The sequence below is a fragment of the Paenibacillus sp. H1-7 genome (assembly GCF_022354825.1).
Taxonomy (GTDB): Bacteria; Bacillota; Bacilli; order Paenibacillales; family NBRC-103111; genus Paenibacillus_S.
In genome coordinates this window covers 5,558,145-5,579,332 of record NZ_CP031168.1, presented here as the reverse complement: position 1 = coordinate 5,579,332, position 21,188 = coordinate 5,558,145, and the positions used below count along the sequence as shown (strand labels likewise).

Below are 21,188 nucleotides of genomic sequence, written 5' to 3'. Positions count from 1 at the left end.
TTGTCAGATACACCCAAAGTAACCGTTATCGGTGCCGGTTTGGCCGGAAGCGAAGCCGCATGGCAAATCGCAAGCCAAGGCGTATCCGTTGTATTATATGAAATGCGGCCGGTGAAAAAGACGCCGGCCCATATATCCGATCAATTTGCCGAATTGGTGTGCAGCAACTCGCTGCGCGCCAACGGCTTGACTAACGCCGTCGGCGTATTGAAAGAAGAAATGCGCATACTGAATTCACTCATTATGCGCTGTGCGGACAAGCATGCGGTTCCGGCCGGCGGCGCTTTGGCCGTTGACCGCGATGGCTTCTCCGCCGAAGTAACGACGATGCTGCGCAGCCATCCGCTTATCGAGGTTCGAAACGAGGAGCTTCTGGAGCTTCCCGACGGAATTACCGTCGTCGCAACGGGACCGCTCACGTCGCCGGCACTTTCCTCCCATTTGCAATCGCTGATGGGAGAAGAGTACTTGTATTTTTACGATGCAGCAGCACCGATCGTCGAGAAAGATTCGATAGATATGAGCAAAGTATATTTGGCTTCCCGTTATGACAAGGGAGAAGCCGCTTACTTGAACTGTCCGATGACGGAAGAAGAGTTTAACGTGTTCTATGATGCTCTCATTTCCGCTGAGGTTGCTCCGATCAAAGAGTTCGAGAAAGAGATTTACTTTGAAGGCTGCATGCCGATCGAGGTTATGGCGAAGCGGGGCAAGCAAACCGCATTGTACGGACCGATGAAGCCGGTGGGCTTGATCAATCCGCATACGAATCAGCTGCCTTATGCCGTAGTTCAGCTGCGTCAGGACAATGCGGCAGGGACGCTCTACAATTTGGTAGGCTTCCAGACGCACCTGAAGTGGGGAGAGCAAAAGCGGGTGTTTTCCTTGATCCCGGGACTGGAAAATGCGGAGTTTGTACGTTACGGCGTTATGCACCGCAACACCTTTATCAATTCGCCTAAGCTATTGAAACCGACATACCAATTTATGAAGCGGGACAACTTGTTTTTCGCCGGACAAATGACGGGTGTGGAGGGTTATGTGGAATCCGCAGCCTCCGGTCTTATTGCCGGCATGAATGCGGCGCGCTTCGCCAAAGGCTTGGACTGCCTCGTGCTTCCGCAGGATACGACGCTCGGAAGTATGGCCCATTATATTACGACGGCGGACTTCAAGCATTTCCAGCCGATGAATGCCAACTTCGGGCTTCTTCCTCCTCTGGACGAGAAGATCAAGGTGAAGAAAATCCGTTATGAAAAAATCGCTTTACGTGCAATTGAGAAAATTCAGAATTTTTCACAAAACGAATACAATTCCACTTGTAAGTAAAAGCTCCAGTATGATACTATAAACTTGTTTTTGAAATTTGCTGATTTATGGAACCTCTGCATCGTGGCTGCTTGGTAAGCGCGTCCTCGAACGAGGTTTTTCTATTGAATACCTGAATTTCGATTATGATCCGATAGAGGTTATCTCATGGAGGTATCGCATAATGGAACAAACCTTTCATGCCACGACGATCTTTGCCATTCGTCACCAAGGCAAAGGGGCTATTGCCGGTGACGGCCAAGTCACGTTCGGCAACAGCATGGTGATGAAGCATACCGCGAAAAAAGTGCGCAGATTATACCGCGGCAAGGTGATTGCGGGTTTTGCGGGCTCGGTAGCCGATGCCATTACTTTATTTGAAAAGTTTGAAGCTAAGCTTGAGGAGCACCACGGCAACCTGCAGCGGTCCGCCGTCGAGCTGGCCAAAGATTGGCGCTCCGATCGCGTGCTGCGTCGCTTGGAAGCGATGATGATCGTAATGGATTCGAGCAACGTGCTGCTCATCTCGGGTAACGGCGAGATCATCGAGCCGGATGACGGTATTCTCGCGATCGGCTCCGGAGGAAGCTTCGCATTGGCTGCGGGCCGGGCGCTTCACCGCTATGCGCCGCAGATGAGCGCCAAAGAGATCGCTCATGCATCGCTTACGATGGCTGCAGATATTTGTGTATTCACCAACCACAATATTATCGTGGAAGAAATCGAGTAGACGACAAAGAAGGAGGCTCTATCGTGAAGCATACTGCCATGACACCGAAAGAGATTGTGAATCAGCTGGACAAATATATCGTCGGGCAAAAGAAGGCTAAAAAGTCCGTAGCCGTCGCGCTCCGCAACCGATATCGCAGAAGCCTGCTGGATGAGTCGCTTCGCGATGAAATTGTCCCGAAAAATATATTGATGATCGGTCCTACTGGAGTAGGTAAAACGGAAATTGCCAGAAGATTGGCGAAATTGGTTAACGCGCCTTTCGTCAAGGTGGAGGCTACCAAGTTCACCGAGGTCGGCTATGTCGGCCGGGATGTGGAAGCCATGGTCCGCGATTTGGTGGAGACATCGATCCGTATGGTAAAGGCGGAAAAGACCGAGAAGCTGAAGGATAGAGCGGAGCAAATGGCCAATGAACGCATCGTATCGATTCTCGTGCCTAATCCTGCGAAGCAAAAGTCGCAGCGCAATCCGCTGGAAATGCTGTTCGGCAATCACGGACAGGCGGAAACACAGGAAACGGAGCCGGATCAAAGCATTTACACGCGCAGACAGGAAGTGAAAGCGCAGCTGGCCAAAGGCGAGCTGGAGCAAACAGTCATCGAGATTGAAGTCGAAGACGCTTCCCCTTCCATGCTCGATATGTTGTCCGGGCAAGGAAACGAACAGGCCGGCATGAATATGCAGGAGCTGTTCGGATCGCTGATGCCGAAGAAAACGAAGAAACGGAAGCTGCCGATCAAAGAAGCGCGGAAGGTTCTCATCCAGGAGGAAGCGCAAAAGCTGCTCGATATGGATGAGGTTATCCAGGACGCCGTGTCAAGAGCGGAGCAGCTCGGCATTATTTTTATCGATGAGATTGATAAAATCGCTAGTTCCGGCCGCGGCGGCGGACCCGATGTTTCTAGGGAAGGCGTGCAGCGCGATATTTTGCCGATCGTTGAAGGCTCAACGGTAATGACTAAGTATGGTCCGGTGCAGACCGATTATATTTTATTCATTGCGGCAGGGGCGTTCCATATAGCTAAGCCTTCAGACCTAATTCCGGAGCTTCAAGGCAGATTTCCTATTCGGGTAGAACTAAGCAGCTTAACGCAACAGGACTTTGTACTCATTTTAAAGGAGCCTAAGCATGCTTTGACCAAACAGTATACGGCACTTTTGGAAACGGAAGGAATCCAGGTGCAATTTTCCGATTCGGCGATAGATGAGATTGCCAAAATAGCCGCGGAAGTAAACCAGAATACCGATAATATCGGTGCAAGAAGGCTGCATACCATATTGGAAAAGCTTCTGGAGGATTTATCGTTCGAGGCTCCCGAAATCACGCTGGAGCAGATTGTCATTACGCCCGAATACGTGCGTGAGAAGCTTTCCGACATAGTCCAGAACCGCGACTTAAGCCAGTATATACTGTAATCGGTGCAGCAGGTATGGCACTATTCTAACCGTTAAGTCGCTCTAGGAGGCAGTATCATGACATTGTTGACAAAGACAAGAAGGTTAAATAAATTGTTGCAGAAGGAAGCCGGCAATCCGGTCAGCTTCATGAATATGGCCGAAGTGCTGAGCGACATCCTGCAGGCGGATATATTCGTAGTCAGCAGGAAGGGCAAAGTGTTGGGCAAAGCTTGGTCCCCTTCAGGCCTTGGGGAGCATTTGGGCGAATCGGTTTTGACCGAGAACCGCTTCCCGGCTGAGTACAATCAGCTGCTATTGAAGGTAGAGGAAACCTCTTCCAATCTCAGCGCCCTCAGCGATTACAATGTATTCGCGGAGGGAATTGCCGATGACGGCATCTCCATTACCATCGTTCCTGTAATCGGAGGCGGCGACCGGCTGGGTACGCTTATATTGACCCGTCGTGAGGCCGGCTTCATCGATGACGACCTCATTGTAGCTGAATACGGATCGACGGTCGTAGCGATGGAGATCCTTCGGGAGAAGGCGGAGCAAATCGAGATTGAGGCGAGAAGCAAGGCTGTCGTGCAGGTGGCTGTGGGCTCGCTGTCCTTCAGTGAGTTAGAGGCGGTTGAGCATATTTTCGAACAATTGGAAGGCTCGGAAGGGCTGCTCGTTGCAAGCAAAATAGCGGATCGTGTCGGAATTACTCGATCGGTTATCGTCAATGCACTCAGAAAACTGGAAAGTGCAGGGGTCATAGAAACACGGTCACTTGGTATGAAAGGGACTTATATCCGGGTTCTAAATGACCAGTTGATAAGTGGCATTCAAAGTGTGAAAATATAGTAAAACCACAGGTTTTAAGCCCTATATTCCAAATATAGGGCTTTTTTCATATTGTAATAAATTGCATATTTCTTCAATATAGAAATAGTTCTGGGTGACTACATTTTCTTCCAAATGGTCATATAATTTTTAGATTATTATGTCGAACAAAGGAGGATAATGAAGCGAACCTGTTGAATAGGTAAACCTAACATCATCTTGAAGGTAGGATAGCGGATGAATATTCTCAATAAGCCCGTTTTTAATCAGATGGAACGCACCTTGGATGCGGCGACCATGAGACAGCGAGTCATTGCGGATAACGTAGCCAACGTCGACACGCCTTACTTTAAGCGTTCGGATGTCAAGTTTGAAGAGCTGCTTCAAAGTGAGCTGAATGGATCCTCACTGCAGGGCTACCGCACGGATCCGAGACATTTTTATATCGGACGCCCTCCGAGACCGGAGCCGCAAATTGTAAGAGATAATTCTTCGGCCATTAACAACAACTTGAACAATGTGGATATGGATTACGAAATGTCATTGTTGGCCAAAAACCAATTGCGGTATAACGTGATGGCCCAGCAGGTAAGCAGCGAGATTAAAAAATCCAGAATTGCCATTGAAGGGAGAGCTTAATGAATGAAACTGACCAATGGCTTTGATATTAGCTCATCCGCCTTAACCGCACAACGGTTTCGGATGGATGTCATATCCTCCAACATTGCCAATGCAGACTCGACAAGAGCAAGGATGGTCAACGGTAAATGGGTGCCGTATCAACGCAAGCTGGTAACGATCGAACCGAAAACCCCCACATTCCAACAAGCGCTTGAAAATGCGCAGTCCGGTGCGAGCGGAGAAGGAGTCAAGGTAACGAAAATTATCGAAGATACTTCTCCCTTTAAGCAGGTTTACAATCCAACACATCCCGATGCCGATGAGAACGGATTTGTCATGATGCCGAATGTTGACGTGCTTAAGGAAATGGTTGATATGATTTCCGCTACTCGTTCCTATGAAGCAAATGTGACTGCATTAAATGCATCCAAATCAATGATCACCAAAGCTTTGGAAATCGGAAGATAATAACAACCTTACGATAAAGGAGAATTCATCATGATCGATAAAGTGGGCTTACTGCCAATGCAATCCATTGCTCAACAGCCATCGAAGAGCATGAGCGCTTCTGAAGTTTCGGAGCAATTCGGACAGTTCCTGAATGATGCGATGGTTAAGCTCAACAATCAGCAAGCAGAGGTGGATAAGTTTAACGATCAGTTCGCTAGAGGAGAGAATGTGGATGTGCATCAGCTGACGATCGCTTCCGAAAAAGCTTCCCTGGGTCTGCAGCTTACCGTGCAGGTTCGCAATAAAGTCGTCGAAGCCTACCAGGAAATTATGAGAATGCAGGTATAACGGGGTTTAACGAATGACTAGCGACGGCTTATTAGATGGGGTGAAATAGTGAACGAGAATATTTCCCGGTATTGGAGCCGAATTACCCAGTACTGGAATCAATTCAGCAAAGCACAGAAGATGACTTTCGCAGCGACCGTGATTCTTGTCATACTTACGATCGGGATCATTAGCTATAATTTTTCGAAGACGGAATACGCACTTGCTTATACGAACCTTCAACCGAGCGATGCGGCGGCGATTAAAGGATACTTGGACGGAGCGAAAATTCCGTATCAGCTAAGCGAGGACGGCAAGAGCATCGGCGTTCCGCGAAGCGATGTTGCTAGCGTCAAGCTGGCGGTAGAATCTCAGGGCTTGAATAAAACGGGCAACATCGGGTATGGAGAATTCGCCAAATCAAGCACGTTCGGGACAACGGACAAAGAGTTTAACGTCAAATACATAAATGCGGTTCAAGGGGAACTGCAGCAGCTGATCAACTCGAACAACGCGGTAAGCAGCTCCAAGGTGTTGATCAACATGCCTGAGGAAAGCGTGTTTCTTCCGAAGGGAGCGGAGAAAGAAAAAGCTTCGGCTTCCGTAGTCGTCAATGTAAAGCCGGGTTATTCTCTCGATCAGGCAAAGGTAGACACGATGTATAACCTTGTATCTCACAGCGTCAAGGGCTTGCCGGTGGAGAACATTACAATTTCCGATCAAAACGGGGAACCGCTTGAGTATTCCAAAGGCAATAACAAAATAAACAACGCGAATGTAGCGCTGCAAAACTTTGAAATCAACAATCAGTTCCGAAACGACATCCAGAAAAACGTGCAGCAGATGCTCGGAGCGATTCTTGGCAGAGACAAAGTCATCGTACAGGTAGTTTCTACGATGAACTTCGATCAAATGAATACCAAGCAACAGCTTGTAACCGCACCTAACGCCGTCGACCAAAAAGGCTTGGAAATTTCCGTTCAGGAAATTCAGAAAAATTATACCAGCGACAGCTCGGCAGGCACTGGCGGCGTACCTGGCACAGGCCAGACGGATATTCCGGGGTATCCGGGCAGCAACACCAACGGCAAGTCCCAATCCGAGGAGCTTCAAAGAACCGTCAATTCCGAAGTAAACCGGATTACGAACGATATTATCGCCACACCTTACGTTGTAAAAGATTTAACCATTAACGTGGGAATTGAACCACCGACTCCCAATGATCCGAACTCATTGACGCAAGAAACGAAAGACGCCGTACAGCGAATTCTTGTCAATGTCGTCAGAGCGGCCCTTGCGGACAATAAGCAAACGTTGACGGATGAAGATTTGAATAAGAAAGTAACCGTATTTGCTCATCAGTTTGCAAGACCGAATGCCGACACTACGGCTAATGCCAATTCGATGCTGTTGTACGGAGCATTAGGCGGCGTAGCTCTCGCACTTCTGGCCGGCGGCGGATATTTGTGGATGAGACGACGCAAGGCACGGGAGCAAGCAGAGGAAGAGCTGGATGAACAACCGGCCAAACTCGAATTTCCAACAATCGATATTGATAATGTGACTAACGATAATCAAGTTCGCAAGCAGCTGGAAACCTTGGCGAAAAGAAAACCGGAGGAATTCGTCAATCTGCTTCGTACCTGGTTAGTAGATGAATAGAGGTGTAGTTGTTGGCTAAAGTGCAGCAGCAAGTATTATCAGGCCGTCAAAAAGCTGCCATTTTGTTAATCAGTCTGGGTCCTGAAGTTTCGGCACAAATATTCAAACATTTGCGCGATGAGGAAATAGAGCAGTTAACATTGGAAATTGCAAACGTTAGAAAAGTCGACAGCGTAGAGAAGGAAGCCATTTTAGCCGAGTTTCACCAAATATGCCTGGCACAGGAGTTTATCTCCCAAGGCGGTATTGCTTATGCGAAAGATATTTTGGAAAAAGCTCTCGGCTCTCAAAAAGCGCTCGACATCATTAACCGATTGACGGCAACGTTGCAAGTCCGTCCGTTCGATTTCGCCAGAAAAGCGGACCCTGCACAAATATTGAACTTTATTCAGAACGAAAATTCGCAAACTATTGCACTGGTGCTTGCTTATTTACAGCCGGAGCAATCCTCCATCATTTTATCGTCGCTCCCTCAGGACAAGCAGGCGGACGTCGCCAAACGGATTGCATTGATGGACAGCACGTCTCCGGAGGTTATCAGCCAGGTTGAACGGGTGTTGGAACAAAAGCTGTCGGCTACCGTAACGCAGGATTACACCAATGCCGGCGGTATTGCGGCTATCGTACAAATCTTGAACGGCGTCGATCGCGGTACCGAGCGTACGATTCTCGATTCGCTGGAAATTCAGGATCCTGAGCTGGCAGAAGAAATCAAGAAAAGAATGTTCGTGTTCGAAGACATCGTCAACATCGACAACCGGTCTATCCAACGGATTATCCGGGATATCGAGAACGCCGATTTGCAGTTGGCGCTTAAAGTGGCCAGTGAAGAAGTACGCGATGCCATATTCAAAAATATGTCCAAGCGAATGGCGGAAACGTTCAAAGAAGAAATGGAATTCATGGGTCCCGTTCGTTTGCGTGATGTGGAAGAAGCACAGACCCGTATTGTCGCTACCATCCGTCGCCTAGAAGAAGCAGGCGAAATCATCATTGCCCGTGGTGGAGGAGATGATATTATTGTCTAATGTCATCAAGTTTACGCAATATGTATCTTTAGACGATAAGAAAGTCGTAGAGGTTGCATCGAAATATGTATTGGATGAAAATGGTTCCGAATCCTCATCGGGATATTCGGAGGAAGCTCAACAAGAAATTAATGAAGTTAACGAATTGAAGATGCAAATATTGCAGGATGCCCAAACGTTCGCCGAAGAGCAGCTCAGAGTGGCCATGGATGAAGTATCCGCCATCCGCGAGCAAGCCCAGACCGATATTGATCAATGGTGGACGGAGCAGCGCCAGCACGATGCAGAGCTGCAAGCCGATCTTAGAGAAGAAGGCTATAAGCAGGGCTACGAGCAAGGGATACAGGAAGCGGAAGAACAGCTTCGCCGCCAGTATAACGACATGCTCCAGGAAGCATCGCAAATATTGAACCAGGCTTATGTATTGAAACAGCAGATCATTCAAGAGGCGGAGCCTTTTCTCATTCAAATGAGCTGCGCCATTGCCGAAAAGATTGTTTCCCGCCAATTGACGGTAGAGCCGGAATGGATCATCGATTTAATCGAGACGGTACTGGCAAGACGCAGGGAAAAAGGGATCATTACGCTTTGCGTAGCACCGGCACACTTTTCTTACATTCAGGACGCCAGGGAGGAATTGCTTCTCCATATCGATTCCCAGGCAGAATTGCAGATCATACCGGATCCGTCGGTGCATGACCATGGCTGCGTAGTCCGTTCATCATTCGGAAGTATCGATGCAAGAATCGATACGCAGTTAAAGGAAATCAAAACCGCGCTTCAGCATCTCGCTGTCAGAAATGAGGGATCGTAGATGAATCCGGCGCTGGACGCATCCAAATATTTGGAGCAGCTGAAGCAAATCGACCCGATTCGCGTCAACGGCAAAGTAACGCAAGTCATCGGCCTGACCGTTGAATCGGAAGGCCCGGACGCAAGCATCGGGGATGTCTGTTACATCTACCCGCTGAAGTCCAATCAGCCATTGAAAGCCGAAGTCGTAGGCTTCAAGAACAATAAGGTGCTGCTGATGCCGCTCGGAGAGCTCCATTCGATAGGACCCGGCTGCGATGTCGTCGGTACAGGTAAACCACTGACGGTGCAAGTAGGGCACGAGCTTCTCGGCAAAGTACTGGACGGGCTCGGCCAGCCTTTGGATGGCACGTTCCTGTCATCGCGAATGACCCAGTATTCTACCCATAACGCACCCAGCAATCCGTTAAAAAGACCACGGGTGCTCGAGCCGATCAGTGTCGGCGTCCGTTGCATCGACGGTCTGCTGACCATCGGAAAAGGACAGCGCGTCGGGATATTCGCCGGATCCGGCGTAGGTAAAAGTACATTGATGGGCATGATAGCCCGAAATACTTCTGCCGACGTCAACGTTATTGCTTTAATTGGAGAACGCGGCCGGGAGGTACTCGATTTCATCGAACGCGACCTCGGTCCCGAAGGATTGGCGCGATCGGTCGTCGTAGTGGCCACATCCGATCAACCGGCATTAATCCGGATTAAAGGCGCTTTGATCGCTACAAGCATCGCAGAATATTTTCGCGACCGCGGATTGAATGTCATGCTTATGATGGACTCGGTAACCCGTTTCGCGATGGCTCAGCGTGAAGTAGGGCTGGCTGTCGGCGAACCGCCGGCGACTCGCGGATATACCCCTTCGGTATTTGCCACATTGCCGAAGCTGCTGGAGCGTTCGGGTACGGGGCCTAAAGGATCCATAACCGCATTCTATACGGTGCTCGTCGACGGGGACGATATGAATGAGCCTATCGCCGATGCCGTCCGAGGTATCCTCGACGGACACATCGTATTGGACCGCAATATAGCGAATCGCGGGCATTATCCGGCCATTGACGTGCTATCCAGCATCAGCCGTGTCATGAAAGAAATCGTTCCTCAGGAGCATCAGCTGGCTGCCGAAAATTTGAAGCGTCTCTTATCTGTTTATAAAGATTCGGAGGACCTTATCAATATAGGGGCGTACCAAAGAGGATCGAATCCGGAAATTGATAATTCTTTGGAACATATTCAATCGATCTGGGATTACACCAAGCAAAGAGTCAATGAGAAGATGACGGTTATGGATGCACAAGAACGGTTAATTCGAGAATTTTACAAAGGGTGAGCTTAATCTATGCGTTTCCGTTATGCCTTTCAAAAAATCGTCGACTTGAAAATCAACGAAAAAACGCAAGCGGAATGGTTGTTATCCGAAGCTATCGGGAAAGTGCGCGAGGAGGAGTCGAGCTTGTCCGAGCTGCACGCCGAAAAAAACGGGATCCAGGAGCAGCTGCACCGGGCGTCTGCGAATAAGGCAACAATTTCGCAAATGATGATGTATCAGCAGTATGCGGATCACATCGACAATCGGATCACACTGAAGAACAAGGATCTGGAAAAAGCGCAGCAGGTTGTTCTGGTTAAGCAGGACAATCTGGCGGGGAGAATGATGGAAGAGAAAGTATGGACCAAAGCGAAGGAAAAAGCGCAGCTCCGGTTTAAAGCGAATATGCTCAAAACCGAGCAGGATCAGTTGGATGAAATGGCGACGAACCGATACCGGAGATTGTCATAGAACCAAAGAAACAGGGGGTGAGGATAATGTCAGACATGGATTTGGAGAATACCTCTTCGTCTGGAGCTATGGAACGGTTTCTGATCTGGTTTTTGATCCCGTTTGTGTTTACGGCCGTGCTGCTTGGGGTGCTGCTTACCATATTCGATTATGACGTTATGAATAATGTGCTTCGCGCAGCAAATAGAGTGCCTATCGTGAAAAGTATTGTGCCGGATCCCAAGCCGTCGGCATCCGACTCGACAACGACTTCTGGAACAACGCAGCAAAATTCGGCAGCGAGTCAAACGCAAGAAGAAATAGTGCAGTCGTTGAACGCTAAATTAAGCACAAAGGAGCAGGAGCTTACCCAATCGAACAACCTGATTCAGCAGCGCGATCAACTGATCAAGGAGCTCCAGCTGAAAAACAGCTCGCTAGAAGAGCAAATGAAGAGCAAGACGCAATCGGATGAGGACTATACGAATCAAATTCAACAATTGGCATCGATGTACGCCAAGATGACGCCTTCAAAGGCGGCCCCTATTATGGAAAATTTGACGACATCCGAGCTCGTGCTGGTGCTAAGCATGATGAAGACGGATGAGCGGGTTAAAATTTTGGAGAAAATGGATGCCAAGAAAGCGGCGGACGCCACGATCTTGTTAAAGGACCAAACCTCGACCAAGGACCGTGAAATTGCAGCTTTACAGGATCGGGTCAAAGAATTATCCAAGCCGAGCGCTGCAAGTACGCAAAAAATAAGCAAGGACGATTTGGGAGCCACGTTCTCGAGTATGACGCCGAAAAGCGCAGCTACCGTATTGCTGGAGATGCAAAATGCGAATCCGGAGAAGGTCATTTCCATATTAAGCTCTATGGATAGCGCAGGCCGTTCCAGAGTATTGACTGCTTTATCGGAGCTATCTAAGGAAACCGCTGCCCTTATCTCGGCGAGACTGGTACAATAACCGATTTGGAAAGGAGGTGACAAAATATGGAAATTCAAACACAAATGCCTATGAATAGTGCAGCAGCGGCTTCGGCAGGAGCTGCGGCAGGAAATGCCAATTCGGCGTCAGGGCAAGGAGCGGGAGGTTTCTTATCCACTTTGGTAGGAATTCTCGGCAATGGGCAAACAAATGAAGCAGCAGCTCAGCAAGCTGCGGTAACTCCCGGATTAAGCGCTTTGATCCAACTGCTCGGCACAAGCGACAATGCAGCCGTTCCAACCCAGGGCGCAGCCGATGAAACCGTGCTTAAGCAGCTTGATGCTTTAATCGACTTGCTGAATCAGAACTCGGAGGATACGGCGGCACTGCTGGCGAATCCGGAGCTTCAAGCGCTGCTTGCGCAGCTTCAAGCTGCTCTGCTCGTTCAGCCGACTGCTCAATCGATCAACGATGAGACGGCAGTGGAAACTTCGGATGCTTCGGCGATATCGGCGCAGCCTATACATACGGACGCAGCTAGTGATTTTGAAACGGATGGTGGAGCAGTCGAGCTGAATCCTGCATTATTCGTACCGGCAGACAGCGAGCAGACTGCGGACCAGGCTGTGGATGCTGATGCGGCGCCTTTATTCAAGCCCGTATCCCGTCAAGAGGCGCAGGAGATTCTAAAGCAGCTGCAGCAGCTGCTGCAAAATGGCGAAGCAGAAACACTTGTTACTGTGAATGGCAAACCATTGACTCTGCAAAGTGTTGCAGCGGAACTGAGGACCATTCTCGCTCAGCAGATTACCGTCCGTCACACGAATGAAACAACTGCAGTGTCCAGTCCATTAACAGTGGCGGCGCCTGCGGTGAATTCAAACCTAGAGTATTTGGCTGCCAAATCGGGTTCGTTCCGTTTCGAAGCACAAACCGATAGCCATGACAGCCCGCTATTCGAACCGTTAACGGACATGATAAGCAATAACGACGATATGCAGCCAGTTCCGATGAGCGAGTATTTGAAGCAAGTCTCTAACGGAACGCATTCGACGAAGACACCGATCGTAATGCATGCACCGACTTTCGTTGAGGATATGACCCAGCTGGTGATGAAATCATTCAGCATTAACTCCTTTGCGGATGGCATAACGGAAGCAAAGCTATCCTTGTATCCGCAGCACCTTGGACACGTCGAAATCAAATTGACGATGCACAACGGCCAACTGATCGCTCAGTTTATGGCTGACAGCGTGTCGGGGAAAGAAATGCTGGAAAGCCAGCTGTCCCAGCTAAGAACAACGCTGCAAAATCAGGGCATTCAAGTGGATAAGCTTGAAGTTTCGCAAAACCAGGCGTTCCAATCCGGTTTGTTCCAGGAGCAAAGACAGCAGCAGTTCCAGCAATCCGGCAAGCAGTCGAAAGGCACGAACGGAGATAATTCGATTTCGATGGAAGATGAGCTTGTAACTGCAGCCAAAGAAGTGAAGCTGCCTTCCGGATTATCATCCACATCGATTGACGTCACGGCTTAAACGAAATACCTTAACAAGGACCGGGAGGTGAGACCGTGTCGGATTCACCCGTAAGCACCAAGAACGTATGGCCCTATTATGCCAAAACGAACATCAGCAACGTGGAGAAGGAGAAAAAGACCAACGACCTGGGGAAAGATCAATTTTTGAAAATTTTGATTGCCCAGCTGAGAAACCAGGATCCTTCCCAGCCGCTTCAGGACAAAGAATTCATCGCACAGATGGCGCAATTTACTTCCGTAGAGCAGCTGTCGAACATGAGCAACGAAATGAAGCTGCTGCGCCAATCGCTAGGATTTGCTTCAGGCTTGATCGGCAAGTCGATTACTTGGAACACGACGAACGATAAAGGCGAGAATACGCCGAAGTCTGGTGTAGTCGATTCCATAACCGTAAAAGACGGCGCCCAATTTGCTGTGGTAGGCAGCGAGAAGATCGCTCTGGATCAAATTACGCAAATTGCCAACGCGGAGGAGAAGAAATGACCGATCGCATCCAAGTCGGACAGTTATTCCCCGGCAGCCTAAGGCCTGCTCCTCTCCAGAGAAGCGAAGCCCAAATCCCAAAGAAGGATTCGGCGTTTCAAAGTGTATTGAATCAACAGATAGTCCGTTTCAGCCACCATGCGGAAGAGAGGCTGCGCCAGCGAGGCATTGAGTTTAAGCCGGAGCAGCTGTTGAAAATTCAATCGGCAATTGATAAGGCCGCTTCCAAAGGGGCGAAAGATTCATTAATGGTGATTAATGATACGGCTCTCATTGTCAATATTAAGAACAGAACGGTGGTTACCGCTGTAGACGGAGCCTCGATGAAAGACAATATGTTCACACAGATCGATAGTGCAGTTATTATTTCTTGATTTACAGGGCTGGACCGATAAGGAGGCCCCTGGTTGCGGATCGACCGAAGCAGCCTACTATCAACTATCCACATTTTTGGGAGGCAATGGCGCATGTTAAGATCTCTGTACTCCGGTGTATCCGGTATGAGAGGATTCCAAACGAAGCTTGATGTCATCGGCAACAACATTGCGAATGTCAATACCACCGGCTTTAAAGCAGGACGGGTTATGTTTAAGGACATTCTGAGCCAGACGGTTTCCGGTGTAACCGCTCCGGAAGAAGGAGCCAAAGGCGGCGTCAATGCCAAGCAAATCGGCTTGGGCGTTTCCATCAGCGCCATCGACACGGTACACACGCCAGGGAGCGCGATGACGACCAACGTGCCGACCGATCTGCGTATCGACGGTGACGGATTTTTCGCGGTTTCAACGGATGGAACAACCGACTCCATGTTCCTGACACGCGCAGGGAACTTTACCATCGATGCTTCTCGCCAGCTGGTTAATGCAGACGGCATGTTCGTTCTAAGCACCGAAGGCGGACCTATTACGCTGGAGGAAGACGACACGGCGTTCTCCATTTCTCAGAACGGCGAGGTTATTACAACGAAGTCTGACGGCACGACCAATGTAGCAGCAGTGATCGCTGTGGCGAAAGTAACGAACCCTGCAGGTCTGGAGAAGGTCGGAGGCAACTTGTACCGCAGTACGGCGAACTCCAACATCGATCCGGAAATTGATCTGGGAGCTGCGATTCCTAACGATCCTACTACAGGTACGGGCGCAATCATTGCCGGTCAGCTGGAGATGTCCAACGTAGACCTGACTTCCGAGTTTACTGAAATGATCGTTGCTCAGCGCGGGTTCCAATCGAACTCGAGAATCATTACTACATCCGATGAAATTTTGCAAGAAGTCGTCAATCTGAAACGCTAATTCAAATGAACGGGGGAGCCTCGTTCTCCCCCTATCTTTTTAGTATCGGAGGCTATTCATGATTCGACTTACCCGACTCAATGGTAAGCACATTACCGTTAATGCCTTATTGATCGAAAGCATCGAAAGCACGCCGGACACGATGATCACGCTCATTACCGGCAAAAAGATTACCGTATTGGAGCCAGCTGCCGATGTGGTCCAGTTTGTAACACAGTATATGCAAACCATAGGATCCGTCGTCGGAACCATCAAGAGTTTGGATTCGGAGGGGTTGTAGTTGTTAAAAAGTAGAATTTTCCTGCTCGTCGTTGCGATCCTTATAGCTATAACCTTAATATTGACAGCAGCTTTCGTATTATGGAACTACATGGACAAGGCGAATCAAAACCCGCAGGAGCAGGCGTTAAGCTCCGCAAGCCAAGTGAAGCCGGGCAAGCCGGCGACACCGGATCAGCAGAAAGAAAACACTGTGATCATTAAAGATGTTTTGACAAATCTTGCTGCCAACAACCGTTTTATTAAAGCAAGCTTTGCCGTTGAGATGGAAAATAAGAAGGCGAAGGAAGAGTTTGAAAAGCTGGATTTTAAAATGAAAGCTATTATCGTGCAAACGCTGTCCGACATGACACCTGAACAAGTGCAAGGCAGCAAAGGCTTCGATAATCTGACTTCGGTCCTTATGAATAAAATGAACCCGCTGCTTTCTACCGGTAAGATCAAGCAAATTTGGATCACGGATAACGTTCTTCAATAGAGGCATACATAAGACTTGCGAAAGGGAGGTGACGCTTTATGGTTGATGTACTTTCACAAAATGAGATTGACGCGTTATTGGCTGCGTTATCCTCCGGCGAGATGGATGCGGAAGAACTGAAAAAGGAAGAAACGCAGAAGAAGGTTCGTGCCTACGACTTTAAAAGAGCCGTACGATTCTCCAAGGACCATATCCGCAGCTTGACGAGAATCCACGAGAACTTTGCCCGGTTTTTGACGACGTACTTCTCCGCACAATTAAGAACTTTCGTGCAGATCAACGTGGTACAGGTCGAGCAATTGCCATACGACGAGTTTATTCGCTCCATTCCGAAGATGACGATTCTCAATATTTTCGAAGCTGAGCCTTTGGAAGGAAGAATGGTGCTGGAAGTGCACCCGAACGTTGCGTTCGCCATGCTGGACCGTCTTTTAGGCGGAAGCGGGACAACCCCTTCGAAAATCAGCGCACTGACCGAGATCGAGACGATCGTCATGGAGCGCATTTTCAGCCGGGCGTTCGAAAGCTTGCAGGAGGCATGGAAGACGGTAGTCGATCTGTCACCGCGAATGGAAGCGTTGGAAACCAATCCGCAATTTATGCAAATTGTTTCGCCTAACGAGACGATTGCGCTAATCTCGCTCAGCACCAAAATCGGTGACACGACCGGGATGATCAATCTATGTATCCCTCATGTCGTTATCGAGCCTATTATGCCTAGGCTTTCCGTGCATCACTGGTTCGTATCCCAGAAGAAGACGAGTGCGCCGGAAGAAGCGATGGCTTTGCAGTCCAGGCTTCATAAGGCCAAGCTTCCGATTATAGCGGAATTAGGCGAATCGACCATCTCCATTCGCGAATTTTTAAATTTAAGCTCAGGCGATGTGATCTCCTTAAATAAGCCGGTCGAGCAGCTTCTGAATATCCGGATTGGCGAAAAGCTGAAGTTTCACGGCACTCCCGGTACCACAAGAGGCAAGATGGCAGTGCAAATAACCGATATAGTCCAAGAAGGAGCGGAAGAGAATGACGAATAGCAAAGATTATTTGTCTCAAGAAGAGATTGACGCATTGCTGAGACAGACATCCGGCGACAGCTCCGACAACAGCTCGAGCGGATTCAGCGGGCCTGTCCAAGTTGAAGATTATTTATCGTCTTTGGAGCAGGATGCACTGGGGGAAATCGGCAACATTACGTTTGGAAGTGCGGCCACGGCTTTGTCGACATTACTCGGCAAAAAAGTGGATATTACGACGCCTAAGGTTTCGATCATCGCAAAGGAAGATTTGATTGAAGAATTTCCGAAGCCTCATGTCGCCGTGCATGTTAACTATGTAGACGGATTCCATGGAATCAACCTGCTGGTTATTAAAACCCGCGACGCACAAGTCATAGCAGACTTGATGATGGGCGGTGACGGCACCGCACAAAACGGTGAGCTGACCGAGATTCATATTAGCGCCGTTCAGGAAGCGATGAACCAAATGATGGGGTCGTCTGCTACATCGATGTCTACCATCTTTAACCGGTTTGTCAATATCTCTCCGCCAGGAATCGACATATTAAATTTAGCAGAAGCAGGAGGAACTTCGACACTTCCCCCCGAAGATGTATTTATAAAAATATCCTTCCGTCTAACGATAGGAGATTTGATCGATTCAACGATTATGCAGTTGCTTCCTGTCAATTTTGCGAGGGATATGGTATCTACTTTAATGGGAGGTGGAGACAGCTTAGAAGAATCTGCGGCAGCGGCAGCTCCGGTATCCGTACCTGCACCAGAACCTGCACCGGCTCCGGCTCCTGTGTCCCATATGCCGCCACCGGCACCGCAGCAGCACATTCCTACAGCGCCGGTACAGGATCCGTACGCTCAACCGATGTACCAGCAGCCACCGCAGCCGATGTATCAACAACCGATGGCTCCGCCTCAGCAACCGATGTACCCTCCGCAGCCTGCTGCTTACGGTACAAGCCCGGCACGCAATGTCAATGTGCAGCCAGCGCAGTTTTCCAGCTTCTCGCCTACGAGCTTGACGCCTACCGAAGATACCAACCTGAATTTGCTGCTCGATATTCCTTTGAAAGTGACGGTGGAGTTGGGCCGGACTCACAAGGTAATCAAGGATATTCTGGAGCTGTCGCAAGGGTCGATCATTGAATTGGACAAGCTTGCCGGCGAGCCGGTCGATATTCTTGTCAACAACAAGCTTATCGCCAAGGGCGAAGTTGTCGTCATTGACGAAAACTTTGGGGTTCGTGTTACAGACATTGTGAATCAATGGGATCGCATTCAAAAATTACAATACTAAACATACTCTAGGAGGACTGTTCAACCATGGCAAACCGAATTTTGATTGTAGACGACGCAGCATTTATGAGAATGATGATCCGCGATATTTTGTCCAAAAACGGTTACGAAGTAGTAGGGGAAGCAAACGACGGGGCGCAAGCCATCGAAAAATTTAAAGAATTGCGTCCGGATCTGATCACGATGGATATTACGATGCCGGAGATGGACGGTATTGCCGCATTGAAGGAAATTAAACAAATCGACCCTAACGCAAAAGTGATTATGTGCTCCGCTATGGGACAACAGGCGATGGTTATCGATGCTATTCAAGCCGGTGCCAAAGACTTCATCGTGAAGCCGTTCCAAGCGGACCGCGTAATCGAAGCGATTAAGAAGACTTTAGGATAATTGGTGTTCAGGGGAGAGTTTTACATAAGCCGAAAGGAATGTGAATCTTGAACAGACTCGCAGCCAGATTAGCTTCTTTCATCTTTGTGGGGATGATTCAACTTGCCGGTTTCTCTATGGTTTGTTACGGGGAATCCGGCGCTCCATCTGAGCGACCGATGAATGAGTCACCTGATCTTACTTATCCCGGTCTGGATACGGCGAGTACGTTCTGGATGGTTACCAAAGTTATTTTCTTCCTCATTGTTATTATCGGAATCTTTTTTGTAATTATTAAGTTTCTTTCGCAAAAAAATAAATTATTGTTCGGCCGCTCCTTGCGCTCCCTCGGCGGAGTGCCTCTCGGTCAGAACAAATCGATTCAAGTCGTTGAAATCGGCCGTTCGTTATACATTGTAGGTGTAGGCGACAATGTTCAGCTTCTCGAGAAAATTGAAGACGAAGAAGAGGTCGCCTATTTGACCGACATGTTGACAACCAGCACCTTAAGCGGACCGAATCTGGAAACGCTGAGCGGATGGTGGAGCAGATTGCTCAAGAAGGAAGACCGTAATGAAAATGAAGAAGCGGACATTACGGCTTCGTTCCAACAAGTGTTTCATAAGAAGATGCAGCATCTGTCCGATCGGAAGAAGATCGTGGATGAGGTTTGGACGGACGAGAATAACAAAGATCGGTTGAATGATAAACCATGAAATTAAAGACTCTCGCATTTACCATGATGGCTTTGCTCGCTATGACCGCTGCATGGACTTCAAACGTTTATGCGGCGGACCCGATTCCGGGAATCAATATCGATATTGGCAGCTCCAACAGTGCAACAGGAGCTTCCAATACGATCAACATTATTCTGCTGCTGACGATTTTGAGTATTGCTCCGGCCATACTGGTGATGATGACCTGCTTTACTAGAATCATCATCGTACTCGGCTTTGTCCGGACATCTCTCGGCACACAGCAGATGCCGCCGAACCAAGTGCTTATCGGATTAGCCCTGTTTCTCACGTTCTTCATAATGGCACCGACATTGGGAGATTTGAACCAAAACGCATTGCAGCCCTATATGAGAGGTGAATTGACGCAGACTGCCGCACTGGATAAAGCAACCGTTACGATGAAGAAATTCATGTTCCAGTATACGAGGCAAAAGGATTTGAAGCTGTTTCTGGATTACACCAAAGCGCCGCCGCCAAGCGGTGTGGAGGATACACCGTTGACAGCACTGGTTCCCGCTTACGCAATCAGCGAATTAAAGACGGCTTTTCAAATGGGATTTATGATATTCATACCGTTCTTGGTTATAGACATGGTCATCTCAAGTACGCTGATGGCGATGGGGATGATGATGCTGCCTCCCGTCATGATTTCACTGCCGTTCAAAATCCTCCTGTTTATATTGGTGGATGGGTGGTATCTGGTCGTGAGGTCCCTGCTGCTAAGCTACAATACATGATTCCAACTATAGGATAAGCAGGAGGAGAACTATCGTGAGTTCCGAGTTTGTCATTCGTTTAGCCAGCGAGGCTGTCTATACAACCTTGAAAGCCAGCGCGCCGATGATGGTGATTGCTCTTGTTATCGGTCTGGTCATCAGTATCTTTCAAGCAACGACTCAGATCCAGGAGCAGACGCTTGCTTTTGTACCTAAAATCGTTGCCGTGCTGCTATCCATCCTCATCTTTGGGCCGTGGATCCTGACGACACTGGTGGATTATACATATAACCTGTTCAATAACTTATATAAATTTATCGGCTAGGCTGTGAGTAAATGGAATGGGTAACGCAATATTTTCCTGGTTTTATGCTCTTTTTTTGTCGCATTGCCTCGTTTTTTGTCGTGGCGCCTGTGTTTTCAGCCCGAAACGTTCCGCATCATGTTAAGATCGGGCTAGCTTTTTTCGTTACTTTCATGGCTTATCCGCTATTCGGAATGTCTAAACCGTTGACATTTGATTCTTTGTACCTGCTATCCATTTTCAGGGAAATATTGGTCGGTGTACTGCTCGGCTTCATCGCTTATATGTTCTTTACGGTATTCCAAATTGCCGGATCGTTTATCGATATACAGATGGGATTAGGGATTGCTAATGTCATCGATCCAATGACCGGGGCTCAGAGCCCGATTGTAGGTAATTTGAAGTATACAATCGCAACGCTGCTGTTCATAACGTTAAACGGCCATCATTTGCTGCTTAAAGCCATCATGGAGAGCTACGAATGGATTCCGGCCGACAACGATATGTTCGCCAGGATGTACTCCGGGCAAATAGGAGAATTTCTTGTCCACACGTTCTCCAGCGTATTTAGTTTAAGCTTTCAGATGGCCGCTCCGTTAATTGCCGCATTCTTCCTGACGGATGTCGGGCTTGGCTTGCTGGCAAGGGTAGCGCCTCAGTTCAATATTTTCGTAGTGGGTATTCCGCTGAAGATCATTGTCGGACTCTTATTGCTCATCTTGCTGTTTCCCGGCTATCAATTTGTTTATAACGATTTATTCACGGCAATGCTGGACTCTCTACAAAAGTTTATCGGCTTGTTCACGGGTTAAGGGGAGGACTGGACGGA

Annotated in this window: 26 protein-coding genes; all 26 read left to right on the top strand. The window is 48.6% G+C overall.

The genetic code is table 11. The features are described 5' to 3' along the window. The 26 genes from trmFO (at position 1) to fliR (ending at position 21,171) form a co-directional block, all read left to right on the top strand. A complete protein-coding gene (gene trmFO, locus DVH26_RS24505) occupies positions 1-1,329 on the top strand; it encodes an FADH(2)-oxidizing methylenetetrahydrofolate--tRNA-(uracil(54)-C(5))-methyltransferase TrmFO (protein WP_239626451.1) in 1,329 nt (442 codons plus the stop codon). Positions 1,330-1,492: 163 nt separating this feature from the next. Further along, entirely contained in the window at positions 1,493-2,038 is a 546-nt protein-coding gene (gene hslV, locus DVH26_RS24500) for an ATP-dependent protease subunit HslV (protein ID WP_239626449.1), read from the top strand. Positions 2,039-2,061: 23 nt separating this feature from the next. Then, positions 2,062-3,456, top strand: coding sequence for an ATP-dependent protease ATPase subunit HslU (gene hslU, locus DVH26_RS24495; protein ID WP_275590421.1), 1,395 nt, complete (start codon positions 2,062-2,064; stop codon positions 3,454-3,456). Positions 3,457-3,513: 57 nt separating this feature from the next. Then, positions 3,514-4,287 (top strand): GTP-sensing pleiotropic transcriptional regulator CodY, encoded by a 774-nt coding sequence (gene codY / locus DVH26_RS24490; protein ID WP_239626447.1) that lies wholly within the window; start codon positions 3,514-3,516, stop codon positions 4,285-4,287. 216 nt (positions 4,288-4,503) lie between these two features. Further along, positions 4,504-4,905, top strand: a complete 402-nt coding sequence (gene flgB, locus DVH26_RS24485; RefSeq protein WP_239626445.1) for a flagellar basal body rod protein FlgB — start codon at positions 4,504-4,506, stop codon at positions 4,903-4,905. Between the two features lie 3 nt (positions 4,906-4,908). Further along, a complete protein-coding gene (flgC, locus tag DVH26_RS24480) occupies positions 4,909-5,355 on the top strand; it encodes a flagellar basal body rod protein FlgC (protein WP_239626443.1) in 447 nt (148 codons plus the stop codon). Positions 5,356-5,385: 30 nt separating this feature from the next. Beyond that, positions 5,386-5,685, top strand: a complete 300-nt coding sequence (gene fliE, locus DVH26_RS24475; RefSeq protein ID WP_239626441.1) for a flagellar hook-basal body complex protein FliE — start codon at positions 5,386-5,388, stop codon at positions 5,683-5,685. Positions 5,686-5,733: 48 nt separating this feature from the next. After that, positions 5,734-7,326, top strand: coding sequence for a flagellar basal-body MS-ring/collar protein FliF (gene fliF, locus DVH26_RS24470; RefSeq protein WP_239626439.1), 1,593 nt, complete (start codon positions 5,734-5,736; stop codon positions 7,324-7,326). Positions 7,327-7,337: 11 nt separating this feature from the next. After that, positions 7,338-8,354, top strand: a complete 1,017-nt coding sequence (fliG, locus tag DVH26_RS24465) for a flagellar motor switch protein FliG (RefSeq protein WP_239626437.1) — start codon at positions 7,338-7,340, stop codon at positions 8,352-8,354. Then, positions 8,347-9,168 (top strand): FliH/SctL family protein, encoded by an 822-nt coding sequence (locus DVH26_RS24460; protein ID WP_239626435.1) that lies wholly within the window; start codon positions 8,347-8,349, stop codon positions 9,166-9,168. Before fliG ends, DVH26_RS24460 begins: the two co-directional genes overlap by 8 nt. Then, entirely contained in the window at positions 9,169-10,491 is a 1,323-nt protein-coding gene (gene fliI, locus DVH26_RS24455; protein ID WP_239626432.1) for a flagellar protein export ATPase FliI, read from the top strand. Between the two features lie 9 nt (positions 10,492-10,500). Then, the gene (fliJ, locus tag DVH26_RS24450; protein ID WP_239626429.1) at positions 10,501-10,941 is read left to right on the top strand and encodes a flagellar export protein FliJ; all 441 of its coding nucleotides are present in this window, start codon (positions 10,501-10,503) and stop codon (positions 10,939-10,941) included. Between the two features lie 26 nt (positions 10,942-10,967). Further along, positions 10,968-11,891 carry a MotE family protein gene (locus tag DVH26_RS24445; protein WP_239626426.1) on the top strand — a complete coding sequence of 308 codons (924 nt, stop codon included), beginning with the start codon at positions 10,968-10,970 and terminating at the stop codon, positions 11,889-11,891. A 26-nt stretch (positions 11,892-11,917) separates the two neighbouring features. After that, positions 11,918-13,387 (top strand): flagellar hook-length control protein FliK, encoded by a 1,470-nt coding sequence (locus DVH26_RS24440; RefSeq protein ID WP_239626424.1) that lies wholly within the window; start codon positions 11,918-11,920, stop codon positions 13,385-13,387. A gap of 35 nt (positions 13,388-13,422) precedes the next feature. After that, complete coding sequence (locus tag DVH26_RS24435; protein ID WP_239626422.1) at positions 13,423-13,872, top strand: flagellar hook capping FlgD N-terminal domain-containing protein; 450 nt, start codon at positions 13,423-13,425, stop codon at positions 13,870-13,872. Continuing rightward, a complete protein-coding gene (locus DVH26_RS24430; protein ID WP_239626419.1) occupies positions 13,869-14,246 on the top strand; it encodes a TIGR02530 family flagellar biosynthesis protein in 378 nt (125 codons plus the stop codon). The genes DVH26_RS24435 and DVH26_RS24430 overlap by 4 nt, the downstream gene beginning before the upstream one ends. 93 nt (positions 14,247-14,339) lie before the next feature. Beyond that, positions 14,340-15,164, top strand: coding sequence for a flagellar basal body rod protein FlgG (gene flgG, locus DVH26_RS24425; RefSeq protein WP_239626417.1), 825 nt, complete (start codon positions 14,340-14,342; stop codon positions 15,162-15,164). A 58-nt stretch (positions 15,165-15,222) separates the two neighbouring features. Next, complete coding sequence (locus DVH26_RS24420; RefSeq protein WP_239626415.1) at positions 15,223-15,444, top strand: flagellar FlbD family protein; 222 nt, start codon at positions 15,223-15,225, stop codon at positions 15,442-15,444. After that, entirely contained in the window at positions 15,445-15,921 is a 477-nt protein-coding gene (locus tag DVH26_RS24415; RefSeq protein ID WP_239626413.1) for a flagellar basal body-associated FliL family protein, read from the top strand. Between the two features lie 38 nt (positions 15,922-15,959). Next, complete coding sequence (gene fliM, locus DVH26_RS24410; protein ID WP_239626410.1) at positions 15,960-16,958, top strand: flagellar motor switch protein FliM; 999 nt, start codon at positions 15,960-15,962, stop codon at positions 16,956-16,958. Then, entirely contained in the window at positions 16,948-18,234 is a 1,287-nt protein-coding gene (gene fliY / locus DVH26_RS24405; RefSeq protein ID WP_239626408.1) for a flagellar motor switch phosphatase FliY, read from the top strand. Before fliM ends, fliY begins: the two co-directional genes overlap by 11 nt. A gap of 26 nt (positions 18,235-18,260) precedes the next feature. Continuing rightward, positions 18,261-18,623 (top strand): response regulator, encoded by a 363-nt coding sequence (locus DVH26_RS24400; protein WP_239626406.1) that lies wholly within the window; start codon positions 18,261-18,263, stop codon positions 18,621-18,623. Positions 18,624-18,670: 47 nt separating this feature from the next. Continuing rightward, complete coding sequence (locus tag DVH26_RS24395; protein WP_239626403.1) at positions 18,671-19,318, top strand: flagellar biosynthetic protein FliO; 648 nt, start codon at positions 18,671-18,673, stop codon at positions 19,316-19,318. Positions 19,319-19,341: 23 nt separating this feature from the next. Continuing rightward, positions 19,342-20,076 carry a flagellar type III secretion system pore protein FliP gene (gene fliP, locus DVH26_RS24390; RefSeq protein ID WP_239635471.1) on the top strand — a complete coding sequence of 245 codons (735 nt, stop codon included), beginning with the start codon at positions 19,342-19,344 and terminating at the stop codon, positions 20,074-20,076. Between the two features lie 34 nt (positions 20,077-20,110). Next, complete coding sequence (gene fliQ / locus DVH26_RS24385; RefSeq protein WP_239626401.1) at positions 20,111-20,380, top strand: flagellar biosynthesis protein FliQ; 270 nt, start codon at positions 20,111-20,113, stop codon at positions 20,378-20,380. 11 nt (positions 20,381-20,391) lie between these two features. Further along, complete coding sequence (fliR, locus tag DVH26_RS24380; RefSeq protein ID WP_239626398.1) at positions 20,392-21,171, top strand: flagellar biosynthetic protein FliR; 780 nt, start codon at positions 20,392-20,394, stop codon at positions 21,169-21,171. Positions 21,172-21,188 lie beyond the last annotated feature (17 nt).